General features: G+C 74.2%; 14 protein-coding genes and 1 pseudogene. 8 read left to right on the top strand and 7 right to left on the bottom strand.

What is annotated here, in order from left to right:
- Positions 1-23 precede the first annotated feature (23 nt).
- A complete protein-coding gene (locus ACIQRL_RS27635) occupies positions 24-1,316 on the top strand; it encodes an MFS transporter (RefSeq protein WP_401336606.1) in 1,293 nt (430 codons plus the stop codon).
- A gap of 52 nt (positions 1,317-1,368) precedes the next feature.
- Here ACIQRL_RS27635 and ACIQRL_RS27630 read toward each other — a convergent pair whose 3' ends face one another.
- The 3 genes from ACIQRL_RS27630 to ACIQRL_RS27620 form a co-directional block, all read right to left on the bottom strand.
- Positions 1,369-4,284, bottom strand: coding sequence for an AAA family ATPase (locus tag ACIQRL_RS27630; RefSeq protein ID WP_401336604.1), 2,916 nt, complete (start codon positions 4,282-4,284; stop codon positions 1,369-1,371).
- Between the two features lie 145 nt (positions 4,285-4,429).
- Positions 4,430-4,627, bottom strand: a complete 198-nt coding sequence (locus ACIQRL_RS27625; RefSeq protein WP_401336601.1) for a hypothetical protein — start codon at positions 4,625-4,627, stop codon at positions 4,430-4,432.
- 92 nt (positions 4,628-4,719) lie between these two features.
- Entirely contained in the window at positions 4,720-7,809 is a 3,090-nt protein-coding gene (locus ACIQRL_RS27620; RefSeq protein ID WP_401336599.1) for a type 2 lanthipeptide synthetase LanM family protein, read from the bottom strand.
- Positions 7,810-8,312: 503 nt separating this feature from the next.
- Here ACIQRL_RS27620 and ACIQRL_RS27615 point away from each other — a divergent pair.
- The gene (locus tag ACIQRL_RS27615) at positions 8,313-8,921 is read left to right on the top strand and encodes a LuxR C-terminal-related transcriptional regulator (RefSeq protein WP_401336596.1); all 609 of its coding nucleotides are present in this window, start codon (positions 8,313-8,315) and stop codon (positions 8,919-8,921) included.
- Positions 8,918-9,529, top strand: a complete 612-nt coding sequence (locus tag ACIQRL_RS27610; protein ID WP_401336593.1) for a response regulator transcription factor — start codon at positions 8,918-8,920, stop codon at positions 9,527-9,529. The genes ACIQRL_RS27615 and ACIQRL_RS27610 overlap by 4 nt, the downstream gene beginning before the upstream one ends.
- A gap of 91 nt (positions 9,530-9,620) precedes the next feature.
- Here ACIQRL_RS27610 and ACIQRL_RS27605 read toward each other — a convergent pair.
- The 3 genes and pseudogenes from ACIQRL_RS27605 to ACIQRL_RS27595 all read right to left on the bottom strand — a co-directional run bounded on the left by ACIQRL_RS27605 (position 9,621) and on the right by ACIQRL_RS27595 (position 11,261).
- Positions 9,621-10,042 (bottom strand): annotated as a pseudogene (locus ACIQRL_RS27605) (hypothetical protein).
- Between the two features lie 249 nt (positions 10,043-10,291).
- Complete coding sequence (locus ACIQRL_RS27600; RefSeq protein WP_401336591.1) at positions 10,292-11,080, bottom strand: 4'-phosphopantetheinyl transferase family protein; 789 nt, start codon at positions 11,078-11,080, stop codon at positions 10,292-10,294.
- Positions 11,073-11,261, bottom strand: a complete 189-nt coding sequence (locus ACIQRL_RS27595; RefSeq protein ID WP_401337027.1) for an MbtH family protein — start codon at positions 11,259-11,261, stop codon at positions 11,073-11,075. Before ACIQRL_RS27595 ends, ACIQRL_RS27600 begins: the two co-directional genes overlap by 8 nt.
- 294 nt (positions 11,262-11,555) lie before the next feature.
- Here ACIQRL_RS27595 and ACIQRL_RS27590 point away from each other — a divergent pair, with 294 nt between their 5' ends.
- From ACIQRL_RS27590 to ACIQRL_RS27570, 5 genes are all read left to right on the top strand, one after another.
- Complete coding sequence (locus ACIQRL_RS27590) at positions 11,556-13,880, top strand: lantibiotic dehydratase (RefSeq protein WP_401336588.1); 2,325 nt, start codon at positions 11,556-11,558, stop codon at positions 13,878-13,880.
- Positions 13,880-15,388 (top strand): amino acid adenylation domain-containing protein, encoded by a 1,509-nt coding sequence (locus tag ACIQRL_RS27585; protein WP_401336585.1) that lies wholly within the window; start codon positions 13,880-13,882, stop codon positions 15,386-15,388. The genes ACIQRL_RS27590 and ACIQRL_RS27585 overlap by 1 nt, the downstream gene beginning before the upstream one ends.
- A 155-nt stretch (positions 15,389-15,543) precedes the next feature.
- On the top strand, positions 15,544-16,647 hold the full coding sequence (locus ACIQRL_RS27580) for a threonine/serine dehydratase (RefSeq protein WP_401336582.1): 1,104 nt from the start codon (positions 15,544-15,546) through the stop codon (positions 16,645-16,647).
- Positions 16,644-16,916 carry an acyl carrier protein gene (locus ACIQRL_RS27575; protein WP_401336579.1) on the top strand — a complete coding sequence of 91 codons (273 nt, stop codon included), beginning with the start codon at positions 16,644-16,646 and terminating at the stop codon, positions 16,914-16,916. The genes ACIQRL_RS27580 and ACIQRL_RS27575 overlap by 4 nt, the downstream gene beginning before the upstream one ends.
- A 53-nt stretch (positions 16,917-16,969) precedes the next feature.
- The gene (locus ACIQRL_RS27570) at positions 16,970-19,258 is read left to right on the top strand and encodes a lantibiotic dehydratase (protein WP_401336577.1); all 2,289 of its coding nucleotides are present in this window, start codon (positions 16,970-16,972) and stop codon (positions 19,256-19,258) included.
- A gap of 397 nt (positions 19,259-19,655) precedes the next feature.
- Here the strand turns inward: ACIQRL_RS27570 and ACIQRL_RS27565 are convergent, their stop codons facing one another.
- Positions 19,656-21,332 (bottom strand): FAD-dependent oxidoreductase, encoded by a 1,677-nt coding sequence (locus ACIQRL_RS27565; RefSeq protein ID WP_401336574.1) that lies wholly within the window; start codon positions 21,330-21,332, stop codon positions 19,656-19,658.
- Between the last annotated feature and the right edge of the window lie 3 nt (positions 21,333-21,335).

The raw sequence follows: 21,335 nt of genomic DNA, 5'->3' as shown, positions 1-21,335 counted from the left end.
GTCCGCACGACGAAAGGCCCAGCATGACCACCACCCTCGCCGGCGCCGGTCCGCGGCTGTGGGCACCCGCCCGGCACCGGCCGTTCCGGCTCCTGTGGCTGGGACAGTCGCTGTCCCTGCTCGGCGACGGCTTCAGCGTCGTCGCCTTCTCCTGGATCACCCTCGGACTGACCGGCTCCACCCTCACCCTCGGCTACGTCCTCGCCTTCCAGGCCGTACCCCGCGCCCTGCTGACCCTGGTCGGCGGCACCCTCGGCGACTCCTGGTCCACGCGCACCCTGATGATCGCCTCCAGCTGGGCCCGCGCCGCATTGATGACGGTCGTCGGACTTACCGGTCTCACCGGGCATCTGACGGTGTGGATGCTGTGCGTGGCGGCCGCGCTCTTCGGCGCCGTCGACGCCTTCTTCCAGCCGGCGCGGGTGTCGATCCTGCCCTCCGTGGTGGACGAGAGCCTGCTCACTCCGGCCAACGCGCTGCTGGGCGCCGGCTCGCGGACCGCCGCCGTCGTCGGCCCGGCCGTCGGGGGCCTGGTCATCGCCCTGACCCGCGCACCGGTCGCGTTCCTGGTCGACGCCGTCTGCTTCGTGCTGTGCGGCTGGTGCGTGTCGCGCATAGGCCCCCGGGCGCGAACGCAGGGCCCGGTGGCGAGGAAGACGGAGGCGGCGGCCGGGAAGGCCGAGCCTGCGGCCGATACCGTGGCCGAACGGCCGCCATCGCTGGGCGCCCGTATCCGCGAGGGCGTCGTCTTCACCCTGCGCGACCCCCGGCTGCGTACGATCGTCGCCCTCGATACGGCCGTCAACTTCTGCTACGCCGGGCCCTTCACGGTCGGTTTCGCCACGCTCGCCGACCAGGTGCTGCGGGGCGGCTCGGCCACGCTGGGCGTGCTCAACGGGTCCCTGGCCGCAGGCGCGATGCTCGGCACGCTGGTGGGCGGCGCGGTCGGCGGCACCCCCCGGGTCGGACTGCTGGTGGCGGCCCTGGCCGGCTGGCTGGGCGCGGGGATGGCCGTCCTGGGGCTGGTGCACAGCACCGCGGGGGTCGTCGCGACCGTGCTCGCCATGGGATTCGCCATCGGCTTCCAGGGGGTGTTCGGGCTGAGCTGGATCCAGCGGAACATCCCCAAGGACGTGCTCGGCCGCGTCATCGCGGTCGACATGGTCCTCGGGTACGCGGCCGCCCCGCTGTCGCTGATCGCGTGCGGCGCGCTGGCCCGTGTCGACACGCTCGCCCTGTTCGGGGCGGTCGCCGCGGTGCTCGCCCTCACGGGTCTCGCGGTACTCGGGTCCCGGGAGGTGCGCCGGATGCGATAGGCGCGTCCTGCGAAGCTCCCGCCCGACCCACAGGACGCCCGCAGGGCGGGCCCTAGCCGGAGCGCAGGGCGGCCGACCGCGCGCACAGGTCTGAGCGGTTGGTCGCCCCGGTCTTGGTGACCAGGCTCGCGATGTGCTTCTCCGCAGTACGGGGCGATATGAACAGCCGGTCGGCGATGTCCTTGTTGGACAGCCGCTCCGCGAGCAGCCGGAACACCTCGAACTCGCGCACGGTGACGCCCTGCGCGCGCAGTCGGTCGGGGATGCCGCTGGTGCCGGTGCGGTGCTGGTGCACGGGGGCGCCGAGCCGGCGCAGCCCCGCCCGGCAGGCGCCGGTGACGGCCGGGACGTCCCGCTCGTGGAAGTAGTGCTCGGCCCGGCGTAGCCAGCCCACCGGGTCGCCCCAGCCGTCCTGGTGTGCCGCGTCCGCGATCAGCCGCAGTCCGAGATGCTGCGCCAGCGGATAGGGCTCGGCCACCGTCAGTGCCGACTCGACTGTCTGCGCAGCCCGAGCCGCCTCGCCCTCGCGGCCCAGCAGCACGGCCTCCGCGAGCAGCACGAACTGCCGGTTCCAGCGCATGCGCGCCATGGCGGTGGCGCTGATCTCCTCGTGCCGGGCCCGGTCCGCCCGTCCGGCCAGCATGTCCAGCAGCAGCACCAGGCCGTGGGTGCCGCTGAGATGGTAGGTGGAGGGGTTGTCCGCCTCCAGCGCCAACACCGTACCCAGCTCGGCCCGGGCCTGCTCGCGGTCCTCCTCCAGCAGCGCGCAGAAAGCACGGGCCAGGCCACGGCTGAGCGGCTCCTCCTGGGAACCAGCGCCGTCCCACTCGGCGAACGCGGCCAGCACCGCCTCCATCCCCGCACGGTTCCCGTGATGCGCCTCCAGGACGGCCTGCGCCATCAGGACGTACCGCGTGGCGGGCGCGAGCCGCAGCCGGCGTACGACGGCCAGGCACTCGGCGGCGGAGGACCGGGCACTGTCGTAGTGGCCGCGCAGCACCGCGTCGAGGACGAGGATGCCGTCGACCGTGTGCACGATGTTGACCGAGCCGAGCCGCAGCGCCTCCTCGCGGGCCGCCAGCAGGCCGGAGGCGTCCCCCTTGGCGAGCCAGGCGTTGCCGCCCAGCCGGGTGGCCGCGTACATGCGCTGGAGCGGCAGGCGATGGCGTTCCGCCGTGGCGAGGGCCTGCCCCAGCATCGCCTCGGACTCCTGCGGGTCCCGTTCGCGGGCCACGGTCGCGAGCAACTCCTGGGCCTGGCAGGCGACGACCGGCAGTCCGTGGCGTTCGGCGGTGTCGGCGGCCGAACGAGCCAGCTTCTCCGCGTGCTGGGTGCGGTCCGGACCCGGCGTGTCCAGGGCCAGATAGGCGGCCGTGACGTCGACAACGGCGGCGGTCACCTCGTCCGGCGCCGCCGCCAGCACCTCGCGGGCCCGGTCGATCTGCCGGTTGCCGTCGCTCCACCGCCCCGCGGTGTGGGCGACCTTGGCCAGCCGGGCGTGCAGCGTGGCCAGCCGGGCCGGACCCAGCCCGGAGCCGCCCAGCGCATGCAGGTCCTTGGTCAGATCGAAGGCGCGGGCGAAGTCACCGGCCTCGGCGAGCGCCGGCAGCAGGTTCTCCAGCACCGCGGCGCGCGCCTGGGGATCGTCGGCGTCGGCGAGCAGGCTCTCGGCACGCCCCAGCAGGGTCACCGTGGAACCGAGCGCGCCGGCCGCCAGGGCACGGCCGCCCGCGTCCGCGAAGAGCAGGCCGGCCTCGACCCGGTCCCCGGCCTCGCAGCGCAGCCCGGCCGCCAGCGCGCACCAGTCGCCGTGCAGATCGGGGTGCAGTTCCTCCACCGCCTGCGCGGCCCGCCGCGCCAGGTCCGCTCGCTGACCCGGCGTCATCTGCGTGAACAGGGCCTCCACGGTGAGGGAGTGCCGGAAGGAGTACCAGTCGGGGGCCGGTTCGTCGGGGATCACCAGCCGCGCCGCCAGGCCGGCGTGTAGATGGCTGAGCAGCGAGCGGTCGTCGACGCCGGTCATGCGCTGGAGAACGGTCAGGGAGAAACGCCGGCCCAGCACGGCCGCGGCCGACAGCAGGGTCAGGCCCTGAGCGCCCAGCAGGTCGATGCGGCGCAGTATGCCGCGCGCCAGCGTCGACGAAACGTCACTGCGCAGATCCCCGACGGGCCGCCAGCCGTCCGGCCCCTGCACCAGCGTGCCGGCTCCGATCATGGACTGCAGGAGTTCCTCGACCAGGTACGGGCTGCCCGCGCTGGCCTCCCACAGCCGCCGCAGGACCGCCTCGGGCACGTCCTGCGGTTCGTCGACGCCCAACTGGGCCGCGATCATCGCGTGCGCCTGCGGCCGGGTCAGCGGCGGCAGTTCGAGCAGGGTGGCGGCGCCCCGGCGGCGCGCGGACTGCGCGAGGTCCAGGGCGTCGCTCAAGTCCGTGCGCACGGTGGCCAGCAGCAGTACGGGCGTGTACTCGAGGTTGTCCACCAGGTACTCGAGGACGCCCAGCGTCTCGGGGTCGGCGTCGTGCAGGTCCTCCAGCAGGAGGAGCTGGCCCTGCCCGCGCCCGGCGGCGATGAGCAGGCGCAGCACCGCCTCGCCCAGGATGACCATGGAACTGCTGTCCCGCTCGCCGGTGTCCCAGTCGGGAATCAGCCGTCCGAGCACCGGCTGGTAGGGGCCGAGGGCCAGGTCGTCCATGGGGACGCCGCCACGGAACAGCGACATCAGGGCCTCGGTCAGTGGCCGGAACGGCACGGCAGGGCCCGTGGTGCTGCTACGGCCCCGCAGCACCCGCATACCGGTGTCCAGCGCGTCGCCCACGGCCTCCGCGGCGAGCCGCGACTTGCCGACCCCCGCCTCCCCGACCAGGAACACCACACCGCCGCGTCCCTGTCGAGCGTCGGTCAGGGCGCTTTCGAGCACGGCGAGTTGGGAGTCCCGCCCGACCAGGGAAGGCGTATGGGAACGCATGAACGATGATGATAATCGGAATGTCGGGACCTGGGGCAGGTCGCACGGAACCGGCGCGGGCCGCGTACGGCCCCCCTGCGCACGCGGCGGCGCGGGCCCGCCCGGCGGACCCGCGCCATCACGTGGTGTCAGGACCGGCGCCCGGTCACTTCGGTGCGGAGACCGAGGTGTCGAGCGTGCTCAGCGTGATGACGATGCCGCTGGTCAGGACCATTCCGGCCAGCACGCGGGCGCGGGCGCAGGCGCGGTTGCGGCCCTTGAGCGTGATCCCGCCCGCCGCGTCCTGCTCGGCGCCGGTCTCGGTGACGTCGGCGGTGGCGGTGGCGGCGAGATGCTTGTCCATGACGGTGATCCCCTTCTGATGTCCCGTGCGCGGCGCACGGGGTGGAGGTGGAGAAGTGCTGTGGTGCTGACGGGCAGAGGAGCGTGGTGGGGTCAGTGGCCGGGGTGCCCGAGGAGCAGGGCGGACGGCACGGTGTCGGGGTGAGCGAGGCGGAGCAGTCCGTAGCCGATGCCGGACAGGCCGGTCAGCAGTCCGGGGGAGGGAACGTGGTCGGGGGTGGCGCACCGGTGGCCCTGGGCTTCGACGAGCGCCAGCACCTGGCCGGTGCGCCGGGTCAGTGTCTCGGCGGCCGGGGCGTCACCCTGGCCGGCGAGCACGGCCAGGGCCTCCAGCGTTCCGAGCGAGCCCTGACCGAGGCTGAGGTCGGGACGCACCTCGGCATTCCGCAGCCGGGCCGAGAGCGTGGCGGCCGACGGCAGTGAGGCGGCAGCAGCCACGCCGGCCAGCCCGCGGGCCCAGGACGGGTCCGTACCGATGGCCCCCGCGTGCCGGACCGCGGCGTCGAGCAGTTCCCGGGCGGTGGCCGCGTGTGCTGCGGAGCGCTCCGGTCGCCGGGCGGCGTAACGCAACAGCGCCCAGCCGATCCCGGCGGTGCCGTCCGCGAACCCGGGGTCCGTGCCGAGGGCCGGCGACGCCGCCAGCAACCGGTCCGCGAGCGCGTCCGCCAGCCTCAGCGCCTCCGGCTCGCCGGTCGTCTCGTGTACGGCGACGGCGGCGGCCAGTGCCCCGGCCGTGCCGCCGGCCAGCCCCGGGTCCGGGCAGGCCGCCGCGGCGTTGCCGAGCGCGGTGAGCGCGTCGGGCAGACAGTCGAACGGTTTCCCGCCGAGCAGTGCCGGCAGCCGGACCAGGGCGTAGAGGACGCCGCCGAGACCGTCGTAGGCGCCTGGACCGGCCGCCGCGCTCAGTTCGGGGTCGGCGGCCAGGGCCTTCAGCAGGGCGGGCAGCGGCCGGACCGCCTCGCGGGCCAGCGCGGCGTACCGTTGGGCCCCGGTCAGCGCGCTCGTGTGGGCCAGGAAGAGTGCGACCCCGCAGTAGCCCTGCGCGAGTCCGGCGCCCATGGGCAGCACCGCCCAGTGCGGACCGGAAACGCGCTCCAGCCCGAGCCAGTTGGAGCGGCCGCCGTCCCGTACCGCGCGGGCGGCGATCTCGTCGGCGATCCCGCACGCGGCGGCCAGCAACCGTGACGCGTCGGGCACGACAGCGGGCACGGGTGCCACGGCGAGCGCGGACCGCGGCCGGTTCGGCGCGGCACAGACACCCCGCGCAGCCAGGGAGGCCGAGACGATCCACTCCTGGTCGTGGCAGTCGACCTCGTCCATCCTCGCGATCTTCTTCTGTACGGCGGTCAGGCTCGCCTCCGGCAGTACGTCCGGCAGCCAGGTCCCACCGGCCGTCCGGACCCCCGTGCCGGACGGCCGGTGGACGAACAGGGGGACGTCGCCGCGCCACAGGTCCGCCGTCTCGTGCTCGACGAGCCTCCCGCGCGCCTCGTCGAGCGCCGACTCGGTCCACAGCACGGCGAACACACCTTCCCGGGCGAGCGCGTCACCGAGCAGCAGCGGATGGGTGGACTCCTCCAGCAGTGTCGCGTACAGGCGGGTGGAGCGGGCTATGAGCCGCGCCGGGCTGTCGGCATGGACCGTCAACAAGCCTCCCTCGCAGGTCAGTTCCTTGCCGTGGGCGACGATGGCCGCGTAGGCCGTGCGGAACCCGTCGAGCAGGGCCGCCCGGTGGTCCGCACCGTCCAGGGGGTGTCCGTGGGGCAGCGGCTGGTTCTGCCCGGCCGGGCTGAGCAGAGGTGCCCGCACGGCCCGCATCGTCTCCAGGCCGCTGTCCTCCCAGTGCAGCCCGTCGCTGGGGTAGGTGCCGTCGGTGGAGCGGCCGAGCGCGGAGATGTCGAGCGACCCGCGCTCGCCGATCAGCAGGTGGGGCAGCAGACAGGTGCGGTGCACCGAGGAGTGCAGGGCGTCAGCGGCGGGGTCGTCGCCGGCCGTCATGGGCTGCGGGAACCCGGTGTGCAAGAGCGTCTCGGCGTCCACCAGGACCGGCTGGTCGCCGCAGGCGATGACGTTCTCGTAGTGCATGTCGGCTCCGTCCACCGCGTAGAGCAGTGCCAGCAGCGAGCCCTGTCGGCGGTAGAAGGCGTCGGCCTCGGTGACCGTCCGGCACCAGCGGTGTGCCACGAACTCCAGCCAGCCGTGGCGTTCCCGGCGCACAGTGCGCGGGGTGCGCAGCGCCAGCCCGGGCACCTTGGTCTGGAGCCAGGCCGTCAGTTCGTCCAGCAGGGCGTGCTGGCCGAGCGGGCGCGGCTTGTACACCACCCGGTCACCGTCCGCGAAGTGCAGGATCGCGACCGCCCGGTTGCCTTGGTGAGCATCGCCGAGCCCCAGCTCGACCCGGGCGAGCGCACCGGGGTCGCGTCCGTCCAGGAGACCGGTCACCAGGTCGTCCCGGTCGGCCCGGAAACGCGCCACCAGCTCGGCCGTCGCGTCCACGGCGTCCAGCGCGCTCTGCCCGAGCATCCGGGCCAGCACCGGGTAGGTGGCGAACAGGCCGCAGAGGCCGTCCCGGGTGCCGGTGTCCGCGACGAAGGAGGCGAACCGCTCGCGCGGACCCGCTCCGCGCAGCCGTCCGGCGCGCCGGGCCCCGTCGAGCTCCCGCACCAGGGTGCGGGCGGCCGGCCGGACCAGTTCACGGGTCAGCCATCGCTCGAACTCGCCGCACCACAGGCCCCGTTCGGTGGCGGTGACCTCCGGCAGCAGGGCGGCGAGCCGGGAGGCGGACGCTGCGACGAGCGGTCGTACGACGTGTGCGAAGACCTCGGGCCCGGTGCCGTCAGTGGCCGGCTGCTCCGGCTCCTGCGGGTTCTCGGGGGCGGCCTCCAGAGCCGCTTCGACGTACTGCGCCCAGCCGGGCTTCTCGGCCCGGGCGCAGAGCCGCTCGGCAGACTCCTCGGCGAGGGCCGTCGCCGAGGCACCGCCCACGCCGAGATGCGCCAGCCGCAGCGCGAAGCCCTCCGCGTCGCCGACGGCCCAGGGGGCGTAGCCGGTGGCGGCGGAATCGGTGGGCGCGGCCGGGAGTCCGGGGGCGGCGAGCCGCTCCGCGAGGGACAGCGCCGGGGCCCACCAGGCGAGCGGCAGGCCGGCGCTCAGGGGAGCCGGGAGGCTGGCGGTTTCAGTCACGTCAACGAAGGTCGCAGACGCCGCCGACCCCCACATGGGGAAGTGACCCCCATATTCTGCGCGGCCCCTCCCCACAGGCGGGGAAAGGTGGGGGAGGCAGCGCCCGGACACGGTGAAACCGCAGGTCGGAACGGGACTACCCAGGTTCCCCAGGAGGGCGGCCGAACGACCGTCCTCGACCCTTCCCCACGGCCCTCGCACCGTGCCGTCGCCGGGAACACCCCCCTTCCCGCGCTGTCCGACCCCCATGCGCCCCCTCCGCCGTGCCCGCGGGGTAGACCTCGCACCGTGCGAGGCCCGGCAGCGGGCGTCGACGTGCCGGACACCCCGGACGCACCGGGCGTTCCCCCGTACCGGGCCCACCCGCGCGGCTGGGCCGCACGGAAAGGTGGGGACCGACTACGGATGCCCGCGACCGGCCGGTGGCGGCACTTTGGAGCGCAGTACCCCTCAGACCGCCCGCAGTCTTCCGACCGGGCGGACGACCTTCCAAGGAGCAGCAGATGGGAGTTCCCGTCCCTGTCGGTGTGGTCGCCCTCGACCCGGTCCTGGAGTCCGGCACGCGCAGTGTCCTGCAGGCCTGCCCGGAGCTGGACCTGTGCGAGCCCGGTGACGCCCGCGTCGCCGTCCTCACCATGGACCGGCTGGGCCCGGCCGAATTCGACATGGTGCGCAGCACCCGCGCCGGGCGGCAACGCCCAGCCGTCGTCCTGGTGAGCGGAGTCCTCGCCTCCGGCGATGCTCTGCACGCCCTGGCCGCCGGCGCCCGGGGCCTGTTGCTGCGCCGCGAGGCCGACGCGTCCCGGCTGTCCCACGCGGTGCTGGCCGCCGCCCGGGACGACTGCACCGTACCGATGGATCTGCTGGAACAGGTCCTGGACCATCCTGCCGAGACCCGACATGGCGACGGCTGGGCCGGCGGCGCGCTGTCCGACCGCGAACGATCGGTGCTGCGACTGCTCGCCGACGGGCACGAGACGGCCGAGATCGCCCAGCGCCTCGCCTACTCGCCGCGCACCGTGACCACCGTGGTGCACGACATCACCCAGCGGTTCCGGCTGCGCAACCGCGCACACGCCGTCGCCTACGCACTCCGGGCGGGCCTGCTGTGACGGCCACGCTGACCGCCGCCCCCGGCGCGCCCACGGCGGTGCGCATCCTGCCGTCGCGGCACGCGGACCGGGTCGGCGCCCTCGCCCGCCGCGCCGGACTGGACTGCGCGCCCGGCCGCGCGGAGCCCGGAACGGTCACCGTCGTCGTCGCCGACGACGCCGAACGGGCTCTGAGCGGACCGCGGGAGCCCGGCCCCCTGCTGCTCGTGTGCGACACGGTCGGCCGGTCCGGGCTGCTGCTGGCCCTGCGCGTCGGGGCGGTCGTACTCAGGACCGCGGATCTCACCGAGGAGAGCCTGGCGGCGGCTGTCCGCCGTGCCGGACAGCCGCACCCGAGCATCCCGTACCCGGAGCTGTCCCACCTGTTGACGGCCGATTCGCAGCCCGGTCGGCCGGGGACGGACGAGGCCGGGCCGACGTCCCTGACGGTCCGTCAGTCATCCGTGCTGCGCCTCATGGCCGAGGGGCACCAGAACGCGGACATCGCCCGGTCGCTGGACTGCTCCGAGCACACCGTGAAGAACGTCATCTACGAGATCATGGCGCGACTGCAGGCCCGCAACCGCGCCCACGCGGTCGCGCGGGCCGTGCGCCACGGCCTGATCTGACATGCGGCCGTCATCGCGCGGCGGGACGGGAGACGGGTACGGCGGGCATCGCCCGCCCGTCACCCCGCCCGGCCGTGACCGGCGCCCGGCCTCAGAAGCCGGGTGTCGGCAGCAACCGGGGCGTCAGGCGCTCCTCCACCGCCCGCTCGCCGTCCCGGCGCACCACGTACGCGCCCCGGCCCGGCAGTTCCGCCACGGCCTCCACCAGCTCCGTCCCCCGGTAGACCAGGCCCACGCCGTCGTCGGTGGCCTCGACGTCCTCGACGTTCGGCATGGGGAACAGGTACCGGGGCGTCAGGTCGAAGCCCGCCACCCGGGCCGCCTCCGCCACCCGCGCCGTGACGAGCTCGGCGCCCCCGGTCGCCGTGCCGACGTAGAGGATGCGCGGTCGCCTGCCGTGCACACCGGAGAGGTCGACCGCGTGGTGAACGAGGGCAGCGAAGAACACCCGGTGCGTGTGCCGACGCGGTGCCCTGCGGAGGTGGCGAGGATGGTGGGTTCCGGAGCGGTCACGCGGCGATCGCAGCGCGGGGGTCCTGCTCTGGACGCGGGGGAGTCGTGAGGGTGGAGCGCGGCCGACGGGGGCCGACAACGCGGCGGGGACCGGTCGTCGGACCGGTCCCCGCCGCTGACGCCTTTGCCTCTCTCGCTTGTGCCTCTCTCGTGGGTTTCGCTCTCGTGCGTGCGGTGTTTCCGTGAGGCGTGCCGCTGTGTGGCGTGCTCGCGTGCGCGGTGTTCTGAGCGTGGTGCGGGCGTGCCGCGTCACTCCCTCCGCAGCGCCACCGCCGCCGCGTACCCCGTCGGGACGAGGACGTCCCCCAGGGTCCATTCCGGTGCCGGCGCGGCCGGCCGCGACCCGGTGCCGACGTAGTCGAGGGCCGGATCGCGCACCAGCCCCGTACCGATTCCCTTCAGATACGCCTCCTTTCGCACCCAGGTCCGGGTGAAAGCCGCCTGCCGCTCGTGCACCGGCAGCCGTGCGAGTTCCTCCGCCTCCGCCGCGTGCAGCGCGCGGTGCGCGCTGCGCACCGCCTCCGCGGTGGCCAGCTCCTCCACATCGACACCGACCGGCGCGCCGGCGAGCGCCACCAGCACCAGGTCCCCGCTGTGCGACAGGGAGAAGTGCACCCCCGGCGTGCGCAGCGCGGGCCGGCCGTGCGGACCTCCGCAGCCCGCGCACGGCTCGCGCATCAGCGGCAGCGCCTCGGCCCGGATGCCCAGCAGCCGGCTGAGCACCGTCCGCAGGGCCGCGTGCGCGACCACGTAGGCGTCGCGGTCCCGTGTGCGGCGGAACGCGCCGGCCCGCGCCCGCTCCTCGGCGTCCAGCAACTCCTGGGCCCGTAGCAGCGCGCGGTCGTCCTGCGCCCCCACCTCGGCCAGGTACAGCTCCAACAGCGCCGGCGCCGGCGGCGTGCGCGGGCCCGCCGCGCACGTCCGGTGATGCGGTGCGGACAGATCCAGTACGGCGGGGCACAGCGGTCCGGCGAGCGGAGCCGCCGGCGGGGGGTGGGACGGCCCGACCGCCAGCAGAGCCGGCCCGGCCTCAGGCATCGACCCCGGCCAGTCGGCGGCGCAGGCTGAGCGGGCGCATGTCGGTCCAGATCACGCCGATGTGGTCCAGGCACTCCTGGCGGGTGCCGCTCAGGCCCTCCCGGTACCAGCCGGCGGGCAGCTTGCGGTCCGCCCGCCAGATCGAGTACTGCTCCTCGTCGTTGCGCACGACGAGATACACGTCGTCGGTGCCGGGGCGGGCTTCTGCGCCGCCCGCGCCGGTCGCGGAGTTGGCTTGCGTCACGGTGAACCTCCCGCAGGTGATGGGGCCGGCCACGGTTCGGAGCCGACCCGCCAAGCGTGTCCGCAACCGCCCGGCCGGGTCAGGGAGGAACGCGCCGAACCGACGGCGCGCGTTGCTGCCGGATCTTCTCTGGTGACGCACGGCCGTGACGCGGGACCGTGCTCTCCGGTCGCGAACCGCCCGGCCGGGCCGAGCGATCACCGAACACCCCCCTTCCGGAAGGAGCACGCGATGTCGGACGAGCACGCGACCGTCCTGCTGCCGGGCGGAGGCTGGCGGCTGTGGGAGCAGTTCGCGCTCCGTGGCCCGGGCTTCCCCGCCGACGGCGTGCTGAGGCTCGCCCCGCCCGGACTCGCCCAGGCCGCCGACAAGTTCGGTCCCGGCACCGAGCTGTCCGGACCGCAGTGGCAGGCGTTCGCCGAGGACCTCGCCACGGCCGCCGTGGACACCGCCCGGTACCTCCAGGGCATCGCCGCCCAGCCCCGCTTCCAGGCGGCCCTCGCCTGGCAGAACCCCGCCGTCCTGCGCACCGGCATCGCCCCGTTCCTGCGCTGGACCCCGAGTGCCGACAGCCGCAGCAGCATGCCCCGTCAGCGCGAGGAGCTGGTCGCCCACTACTGGCAGCGGTTCTGCGTGAAGAACGACACGATCGGCTTCTTCGGCCCGGTCGGCTGGGGCCGCTGGGACCCCTCCGAGCCCGGCGGCGTCCTGGTGGACCCCGGCACCGGCCTCCTCGCCGCGCAGGAGGTGTACTTCTCCGGCTGGGCGATCGACGCGCTCGCGAAGGTCCTGGCCGCGGACAGCGCGCTGATGCGCTGGATCCCGCCGCGCCGAGTGTCGTTCGTGCGCTGCGCGGACGGCACGGCACGGGTCCCGGGACGCCCGGCCCAGCAGGTCGCAGCACGGGACCTGGCTGTTCTGGAACGTTGCGACGGCACCAGGCACTTGAACGCCATCGCCGCTGAACTGGCCCTGAGCGAGGACGAAGCGGCCGACATCGTCAGGGGCCTGGTCACGCACCGCTGGGTCCAGTGGCGGCTGGAGGTCCCCGCCGACACCCACCCCGACCGCGCCCTGCGCCGCATACTGGAGCGCGTCCCGGATGAGGCCGTGCGCGAACGTGCGCTGGAACGCCTCGCCGTACTGGAACGCGGCCGGGACGCCGTACGCGCCGCCGGCACCGACGCCACCGCGCTGACCGCCGCGATCGGCGCGCTGGAGGCAGACTTCGCCGCGCTGACCGACAGCGAGGCCCAGCGTGCCAAGGGTGAACGCACCGCGCCCTGCCGGGGGTTGGTGTACTCCGACGCCCGACGTGCCGCCACCGCCACCCTCGGCGCCGGACTGCTGGCCCACCTCGAACCGCTCCAGCTGTGCCTGACGGCCGCCCGCTGGATGACGAACCGCTTCGCCGAGGCCGTCCGCGCCCGCCTGCACACCGTGTACGAACGGCTGCGCGCCACCGGCGAGCCGGTCGACCTGGCCACCCTGTGGCTGCACACGCTGCCCTCCCCGCATCCCGACGCCGGCGACCTCGTCGACGCCGTACAGGCCGAACTCCGCGCCAAGTGGGCTCGGATCCTCGACGTTCCGCCGGGGGTGCGCAGGGTCCGGCTGACCACGGCCGAACTGGCCGAAGGGGTGCGCCGGGAGTTCGACGAGCCCGGCGACGGCTGGTCGCTGGCCCGGTACATCAGCCCCGACGTGCTGGTCGTCGCCGACGACGAGGACGCCCTCGCCCGCGGCGACGTGCGACTCGTCCTCGGCGAGATGCACTGCGCGCTCAACACGATGGGCGCCTCACTGTTCGTGCACCAGCACCCCGACCGGGACGAACTGCTCGCCGAGACCACCCGCGACTTCCCCGGACCGCGCTTGCTTCCCATGCTGCCCAAGGAACTGCCGCTGAAGTGGTCCACCCGCAGCCGGCCCTCGCTGGACCGGCCCCAGGACCACTACGTGGCCCTGGTCGACCAGACGGGCGACCCGCACCGCCCGCGCACGGCGGCGAGCGCCGACGTCCGCGTCGAGGACCGGGCCGGCCGGCTCACGGCCGTCCTGCCCGACGGCACCGCGTACGACGTGCTCGACGCCTACGCCAACACCCTCACCCAGCGTGTCATGGACCGCTTCACCCTGCGCCCCGAGGGCGAGCACACCCCGCGCATCACCGTGGACCGCATGACCCTCGCCCGCGAGACTTGGCAACTGCCCGTCTCGGACGTGGACTTCGCCGACGAGAAGACGGAGGCCGCCCGCTTCGTGCGGGCCCGGCACTGGCAGCTTCGGCACGAGCTCCCCCGGTTCGTGTTCGTGGTCTCCCCGACCGAACCCCGGCCGTTCTACGTCGACTTCGACAGCCCGGTGTACGTCACCATCCTCGCCAAGGCGGCGCGCAGGCTCGCCCGCAAGGACCCCGGGGCCCGGCTGAAGGTCAGCGAGATGCTGCCTACCCCCGAACAGGCATGGCTCACCGACGACGAGGGGCGCCGCCACACCTCGGAACTCCGGTTCGTGGCCGTCGACCTGACCGTCACCGAGGCGGGGGAGAAGTGATGCGCACGGTCGCCGACGACATCGCCGCACACGCCGCCCGCCACCCGGAACGCGTCGCGCTCAGCACGCCCTGCGGTGACGTGACGTACGCCCGGCTCGCCACCCGGATCGAGGAGATCGCCCGCCTGCTGCGCGCCCACGCCGTCCGCCCCGAGACCGTCTGCGCCGTGGCCGTCGAACACGGCACCGACGCGGTCGCGGCCATGGCCGCCGTGCTGCACTGCGGTGCCGCCTTCCTCACCCTGGACGTCGGCTTGCCCCATGACCGGCTCAGGGCCTTCGTCCGCAGCGCCGGCGCCCGCCTGCTGCTGACCCACTCGGCCCTCGCACCGGCCCTGGACCTGAGCCTGCCCACGGTCGCCCTCGACCGGCCCGACCGGCCCGGCGCCACGGACGGCCCGCCGCCCGCCGGCCCGGTCGACCCCCAGGCTCTCGCCTACGTCAGCCACACCTCCGGCAGCACGGGGGAACCCAGCGCAGTCCTCGTAGAACACGGTTCCCTCGACGCCTATCTCCGCGACACCGCAAGCGAGTTCGGCCTCGGCCCGGACACCGTGGCCCTGCAGACGGCACCCCTCGGATACGACGCCTCGATCCGGGACACCTTCGTACCGCTGCTGGCGGGAGCACGCCTGGTGATCGTGGACCGGGCCCGGCTGCTGCGCCCCGCGGAGTTCGCCCGCACCGTGCGCGAGCACCGGGTGACCGCCCTGCTCAGCGTCACCCCGTCCTTCCTGTCCCACCTGGCCGGCCCGGCCGACGTGCCCGGTCTGTCCGACCCGCTGGCCGGTGTCGCCCTGGTCGCCTCCAGCGGGGAATCGCTGAGGCCCTTCCTCGCCGCGGGCGGTCGCGACCTCGTACCCGGGCGGCTCGTCAACCAGTACGGTCCGACCGAGTGCACCATGACCACCACCCGGCACAGCGTGCCCGCCCCGCCCGACCCCTCCACCGACCTCGTGGGCCTGCCCCGCGCCGGTACCGTCGTCCGGGTGCTGGACGCGGACCTGACCCCGGTCGCCGACGGCACGGTGGGCGAGGTGTACATCGGGGGAGCCGGCGTGGCCCGCGGCTACGGCGGGCTCCCCGCTCGCACGGCCGCCTGCTTCGTCCCGGACCCCCTCGGTCCGCCGGGCGCCCGCCTCTACCGCACCGGCGACCTCGGCTGGTGGGGACCCGGAGGGCTGCGGTACGCCGGCCGCACCGACCGCCAGGTCAAGATCCGCGGCTACCGCGTCGACCCGGCCGAGGTCGAGGGGGCGCTGCTGGCGTATCCGGGCGTCACGGGGGCGGTGGTGACACCGCACACCGACGAGCAGGGCCGTGCGTACCTGCTCGCCCATATCACCGGCGACCTGGCCGGCACCAAGGACGCGCGGCTGCGCGCCCACCTCGCCGACTCGCTGCCGCCGCACCTGATGCCACGCCGCTTCCTGCGCCTGGACACCCTGCCCACCACGCGCGGCGGCAAGGCCGACCGCCGGATGCTGGCCGCTGGGATGACGTCATGACCGCCACCGGTGTGCGGAGGGGAACCGCGGCTGCCCCGGTCGGGGCCGGTGACACGGGAGCGGCGGCCGGTCACGTGCGATCCGTAGATGGTGCCGCCCGAGCCGGAGGCGCTGATGTGCGATCCGGAAGTGGTGCCGTGCGAGGAGCCGTTGACGTGGGGACCGTCGGGGGCGATCCCGGGACGGGCCTGCACGAGGCCGGGTTGGACGTGCCCTGCAAGGGGCTCGGTGCCGCGGTCGTCAGGGGGCTCGGCACCGCCGGAAGTGGGCTCGGCGTCGCCGGGAGTGGGGCGGCCGCGGCCGAGCCGGGACTCGGCGAGGCCGACCTCCGGGCCGCCGCCACCCGTATCGCACCGTACGTCATCCGCACCCCGCTGATCCCCGGCCCGGGGACCGCGACACACGGCACGGGGCTGCTGCTGAAGGCCGAACACCTCCAGCTCGGCGGCTCGTTCAAGATGCGCGGGGCCGCCAACGCCGTCCTCGCCCTGGGCGCCGACCGGGTTGTCACGGGTTCCTCCGGGAACCACGGGATCGCCCTGGCCCGGATCGCTCGCTCGCTCGGCATCCGGCTGACCGTCGTTCTGGCAGCGGGCGCGACGCCGGCGAAGGCCGCCGCCATCCGCGCGCTCGGCGCCGAGACCGTCCAGGTCGGCGGCGGAGTGGCGGAACGGGAGGAGCGCGCCCGGATTCTGGCTGCCGAGCGGGGCGCGGTCCTCGTCCCGTCCTCGGACCATCCCCTGGTCGTCGCCGGACAGGGCACGGTGGGACTCGAACTGCTGGCCGACGCCCCCGACATCGAGACGGTCTACGTCCCCACCGGCGGCGGCGGACTCCTCGCGGGCCTCTGCCTCGCCGCCGGTTCCCGCCCGGTCCGGGTGGTCGGCGTCGAACCCTCCCTCACCCCGCGCTACGCGCGCTCCCTGGCCGCCGGTCGTCCGGTCCGACTGCCCGCCCGCACCACCGTCGCGGACGGGCTGCGCGGCCAGTACCCCGGGCGCGTCCCCTACCCCATCATCCGGGACCGCGTCGACGAACTGATCGCCGTCGGCGACGCCGAGATCCTGGCCGCCACGGCCTTGCTGCACCGCCTCGGCGTCGAAGCCGAACCGAGCGGAGCCGTCGCCCTCGCCGGAGCGCTGCGCGCCGGCCGCCGCGAACGGGCCGTGGCCATCGTCTCGGGCGGCAACACACCCGCCCGTCTGCACGCCTCGCACCTCACCCACACCCGAACGAACGAGAAGGAACACGCGTCATGACCTCGAACACCGCCACTCCTGCCGGTCCGGCCACCGCCGTCGACACCGTCGACCTGCTGGTCGGCATCTTCCGGGAGGTGCTCCGCCTGCCCGACCTCACCGCGGAGACCGACTTCTACGAGGCGGGCGGCGACTCGCTCACCGCCTTCCAGATCACCGGCCGCCTCCAAGAGGAACTGGGCGCAGACGTCCCGGTCTCCCTGGTCTTCGCGTACCCGACGCCGCTGGAACTGGCCGAGGTCGTCGAGGCCGACTACGGCGCCGCCTGACCGGCTCTCCCGGCAAGGACCGTCCACCCGTGCTCGCCAAGGAGAGCCGTGCCATGACCGAAGATCTCGTGCCGTCCCTCGGCCGCTGGCGTCTGTGGGAGCAGTTCGCCCTGCGCGGACCGGGCTTCCCCGCCGACGGTGTCCTGCGGCTCGCCCCCGCCGGACTGGCCGAAGCGGCCGACAAGTTCGAGGCCGACGAGCCGCTCGACGGTCCCGCATGGGCAGGCTTCGCCCACCTCTTCGCGGAGTCCGCCGTGGAGACCGCGCACAACCTGCAGGACATCGCCCGCATGCCGGCCTTCCGGGAGGCGGTGGCCTGGCAGAACCGGCCGGTGCTCACCTCCGGCATCGCCCCGTTCCTGCGCTGGACCCCGAGTGCCGACAGCCGCAGCAGCATGCCCCGTCAGCGCGAGGAGCTGGTCGCCCACTACTGGCAGCGGTTCTGCGTGAAGAACGACACGATCGGCTTCTTCGGCCCGGTCGGCTGGGGCCGCTGGGACCCCTCCGCGCAGGGCGTCGCCGTCGACCCTGGAGCGGGCATGATCGCCAAATCCAGCGTCTACTGGGCGAGTTGGGGCATCGACGCGCTCGCGAAGACCCTGGACGCCGACCCCGACCTGCGGGAGTGGACCGCACCCCGCCGCATGCCGTTCCTGGTGCTGGACGGCGACCGTGTCCGGGTGCCCGGCCGGCGCGCCGTCACCGTGTCCGCGGAGGAAGAGGCCGTCCTCGCCCGCTGCGACGGCGTCCGGCCGGCCCGGCGGATCGCCGCCGAACTGCCGGGCACCGACGTCCCCGCCGTCCTGGCCGACCTTGTCGCCCGCCGCTGGGTGCAGTGGCGGCTGGAGGTTCCCGCCGGCACCCACCCCGACCGGGACCTGCGCGCCTTCCTCGAAACCGTCGGCGCGGCCGGACCACGCCGACGGGGTCTGGAGGCTCTGGACCGGCTGGAGCGAGGGCGCGGCGCGGTAGCGGCGGCCCGTGACGTCGACGCCCTGGTCGAGGCGCTGACGGCACTCGAACGCGACTTCACCGAACTCACCGCCACGGCCGCGGTACGGGAGAAGTCCGCGTCGACCGCGCCCTGCCGGTCGCTGGTGTACTCCGACGCGCGCCGGTCCGCCACCGCCCGCCTCGGCCCCGCGGTGCTCGACGCACTTCGCCCGCTGCGGCTGCTGATGGACAGCGCCGCCTGGCTGACCTCTGGGCTGGCGGCGGTGGTGAAGGAGGAGACACGCCGTGTCCACGACCGCCTCGCCGCCGAGGGCCCGGTCGACCTGGCGTCCTTCTGGTTCGCCTCCCTGCCGGTGCTGCACGGCGCCGCCCGCAGCGCCGCCTGCGACGCGCAGCGGGAGTTCGCCGCACGCTGGCAGCGCATCCTGAAGGTTCCCGCGGGCGCTCGGCGCGTGGCCGTGGCGTCGGCCGACGTCGAGGCGGCGGTACGAGAGCGGTTCGCGGCCACCGGCGACGGGTGGACGGCTGCCCGCTATCTGAGCCCGGACGTGCTGATCGCCGCCGACGGCGCCGAGGCCGTCGCGCGCGGCGACTTCACCCTCGTCCTCGGCGAACTCCATCTCGCCGCCAACACCTTGGGAGCCTCCCTCTTCACCCACCAGCACCCGGACGTCACCGAACTGCTCGACCTCACCGACCGCGATCACCCCGGTCCGCGTCTCATGCCCCTGATCCCGAAGGAGCATCGCGCACGCCTGTCAGCCCGGGTCCGCCACACCCTCGTACGCCCCCAGGACCACCTGGTGGCCCTGGCGGACTTCACCGCCGACCCCGCCCGTCCCCGCACGGTCCGCAGCGCCGACGCCACGGTCGAGGACCGCGACGGCGACCTCGTGGTCAGGCTCGCTGACGGCACGGCCTTCCCGGCGGTGGACGTCTTCTCCCACGTTCTGACCACCTTGTCGATGGACCTCTTCCGACTGCTGCCGGAGGCGGACCACACCCCCCGCGTCACCCTCGACCGCCTGGTGGTCGCCCGCGAGACCTGGCGTCTGCCGGCGGCGCACGCCGGGTTCGCCGACGAGAAGGACGAAGCCCGGCGCTTCGTCCGGGCCCGCCGCTGGCGCGCCGAACTGGGCCTGCCTCGCTATGTGTTCGCCGTCCTGCCGACCGAGTCGCGCCCCTTCTACGTCGACTTCGACAGCCCCGTCTACGTCACCATTCTCGCCAAGGCCCTGCGCCGCCTGGCCCGCAAGGAACCGGAGGGCACGGTCGTGTTCACCGAGATGCTGCCCACCCCGGAGCAGACCTGGCTCACCGACGACGAAGGCCGTCGTTACACCTCGGAGTTGAGGTTCGTGGCCTTCGACACGGAACCGGACCGGTGATCCCGGCTCGGCAGTGCAGTACGCGTATGGGCAATCGGGGACCACGCTGTGTGCGCGGCAGGCAACGGCCTGGGTGTCGCAGATCAGGGGCACTTCGTCATCACACCGGAAAGGCCGGCCGAAGCAGCCGAGCACTACGGACTGGTCATCCTCGGCCCACCGCGTCGACACACCGCCGCACCGCACCGCATCGCCCCGGCCACGCGCCACGGCCGACTGCCACCGGCTGGGCGGAGGCACCGAGACCATCCAAATCCTGTCGTCCCGACTGTTGACGTCGTGGCCGGAGGCCGTATTGGAATTCCGATACGGCCTCCGGCTGTTTTCCGCGCGCCGCGGGGGACGGCCGTCGGCCGCCCGAGCGGGCGATGTCCTCGGATCGCCCGGAAAGGGCAGGTCAGGCCTGGTCCAGTAGTGCGACCAGGGCCTTCCGCAGAGTGGTCCGGGGATCCTTGGCCGGTCCCTCGGACCGCCAGGCGACGAAGCCGTCGGGGCGGACCAGCACCGCACCGTCCGCGGAGACACCGTGGACCTCCGCCCAGTCCGTGTCGCCCGCGGGGACCAGGTCCGCATCGGGGCCGCCGCCGATCCGGTACGAGTCGAGCGGGACCGAGAGCTGCCGGGCGGTGTCCTCCGCCGCCGCGTGCCACGCACCGGCGCCGTCCGCCGAGCTCAGCAGCACCATGGAACGCTCGTACAGATCGAGGGTGGAGATCCGGGCGCCGGCCCGGGTCAGCCACAGGTGCGGCGCGCGGCTTCCCGGCTCACCCGTCAGCCGTACGCCCTCGGGCACGACCGGCGCGGCCGGATCGGCGCCCAGGACCGCCCCCCGCGGGTAGCGATAGGCGAGCGCCACATTGAGGATCCCGCCCTTCCTGCCGCCGGGGCCGCCCTGACCGCCCTGCCCGGCGGCCCCGGGCTCCGGGGTGTACCCGGGGTGGCTGTGCTCGACCGAACGCGACGAGGCGCGGGCGCTCGTCGCCTCCGCCACCGGCCGGCGCTCGGCGTCGTACGACTTCAGCAGTCCCGGGCCGGCCCAGCCGCCCAGCACCGCGGACAGCTTCCAGGCGAGGTTGTGCGCGTCCTGGATACCGGTGTTGGAGCCGAACGCCCCGGTGGGGGACATCTCGTGCGCCGAGTCGCCGGCCAGGAACACCCGTCCCCGCGCGTACCGTTCGGCGACTCGCTCGGCCGCGTGCCATGCCGCCCGGCCGGTGATCTCCACATCGAGATCCGGCACACCGACGGCCCGGCGGATGTGCTCGACACAGCGCTCGTCGGTGAACTCCTCCAGGGTTTCCCCGTGTTCGGGGTGCCAGGGGGCGTGGAAGACCCAGTGCTCCTTGTTGTCGACGGGCAGCAGAGCCCCGTCGGCCGCCGGGTCGGTCAGATAGCAGACGATGAACCGACGGTCGCCGACGATCTCCGCGAGGCCGCGGGAGGTGAACGTGAGGCTCACGTTGTGGAACAGGTCCCCGGGCCCGGTCTGCCCGATGCGGAGGGTGTCGCGGACGGGGCTGCGCGGACCGTCCGCCGCGACGACGTAGTCCGCGCGGATCGTGGTGTGCTCGCCGGTCTCCCTGCTCTTGACCTTCGCCGTCACTCCTTCGGAGTCCTGCTCGAGCGACATCAGCTCCGTGGAGAACCGCAGGTCGGCGCCCAGCTCCCGGGCGCTCTTCAGCAGCACCGGTTCGAGGTCGTTCTGGCTGCACAGGCACCAGGCGCCCGGGCTGAATCGGGCCAGCCCGCCGCCCGGGTCGATCTCCTTGAACAGCCACTCGCCGGCGTCGCCCACCAGGGTCGGTGTCTGCAGGATGCCGTGGTTGTCCGCGAGGACCGACGCGGCCTCCTCGATGCGCCGCTGCACCCCGGCCACCCGGAAGATCTCCATGGTGCGCACGTTGTTGCCGCGGCCGCGCGGGTGGATCGAGGTACCCGCGTGACGCTCGACCAGGATGTGCGGCACCCCGAGGCGCCCCAGGAACAGCGAGGTGGACAGGCCCACCAGAGAGCCGCCGACGATCAGGACGGGCGTGTGGTGACCGAGGTCTCCGGCGTCTTCGGATCGGTTCATTGA

It is taken from the genome of Streptomyces sp. NPDC091209, assembly GCF_044757755.1.
GTDB lineage: Bacteria > Actinomycetota > Actinomycetes > Streptomycetales > Streptomycetaceae > Streptomyces.
Note: the sequence above shows the minus strand (reverse complement) of the source record. Positions and strands in the feature narration are given on the sequence as shown.

Bases quoted from the DNA above. Each gene is read 5' to 3' on its own strand.
- ACIQRL_RS27615 (WP_401336596.1), top strand. From the start codon at position 8,313: ATGGGAGTTCCCGTCCCTGTCGGTGTGGTCGCCCTCGACCCGGTCCTG.
- ACIQRL_RS27600 (WP_401336591.1), bottom strand. From the start codon at position 11,080: ATGCCTGAGGCCGGGCCGGCTCTGCTGGCGGTCGGGCCGTCCCACCCC.
- ACIQRL_RS27590 (WP_401336588.1), top strand. From the start codon at position 11,556: ATGTCGGACGAGCACGCGACCGTCCTGCTGCCGGGCGGAGGCTGGCGG.
- ACIQRL_RS27570 (WP_401336577.1), top strand. From the start codon at position 16,970: ATGACCGAAGATCTCGTGCCGTCCCTCGGCCGCTGGCGTCTGTGGGAG.
- ACIQRL_RS27565 (WP_401336574.1), bottom strand. From the start codon at position 21,332: ATGAACCGATCCGAAGACGCCGGAGACCTCGGTCACCACACGCCCGTC.
- ACIQRL_RS27575 (WP_401336579.1), top strand. From the start codon at position 16,644: ATGACCTCGAACACCGCCACTCCTGCCGGTCCGGCCACCGCCGTCGAC.
- ACIQRL_RS27635 (WP_401336606.1), top strand. From the start codon at position 24: ATGACCACCACCCTCGCCGGCGCCGGTCCGCGGCTGTGGGCACCCGCC.
- ACIQRL_RS27625 (WP_401336601.1), bottom strand. From the start codon at position 4,627: ATGGACAAGCATCTCGCCGCCACCGCCACCGCCGACGTCACCGAGACC.
- ACIQRL_RS27585 (WP_401336585.1), top strand. From the start codon at position 13,880: ATGCGCACGGTCGCCGACGACATCGCCGCACACGCCGCCCGCCACCCG.
- ACIQRL_RS27630 (WP_401336604.1), bottom strand. From the start codon at position 4,284: ATGCGTTCCCATACGCCTTCCCTGGTCGGGCGGGACTCCCAACTCGCC.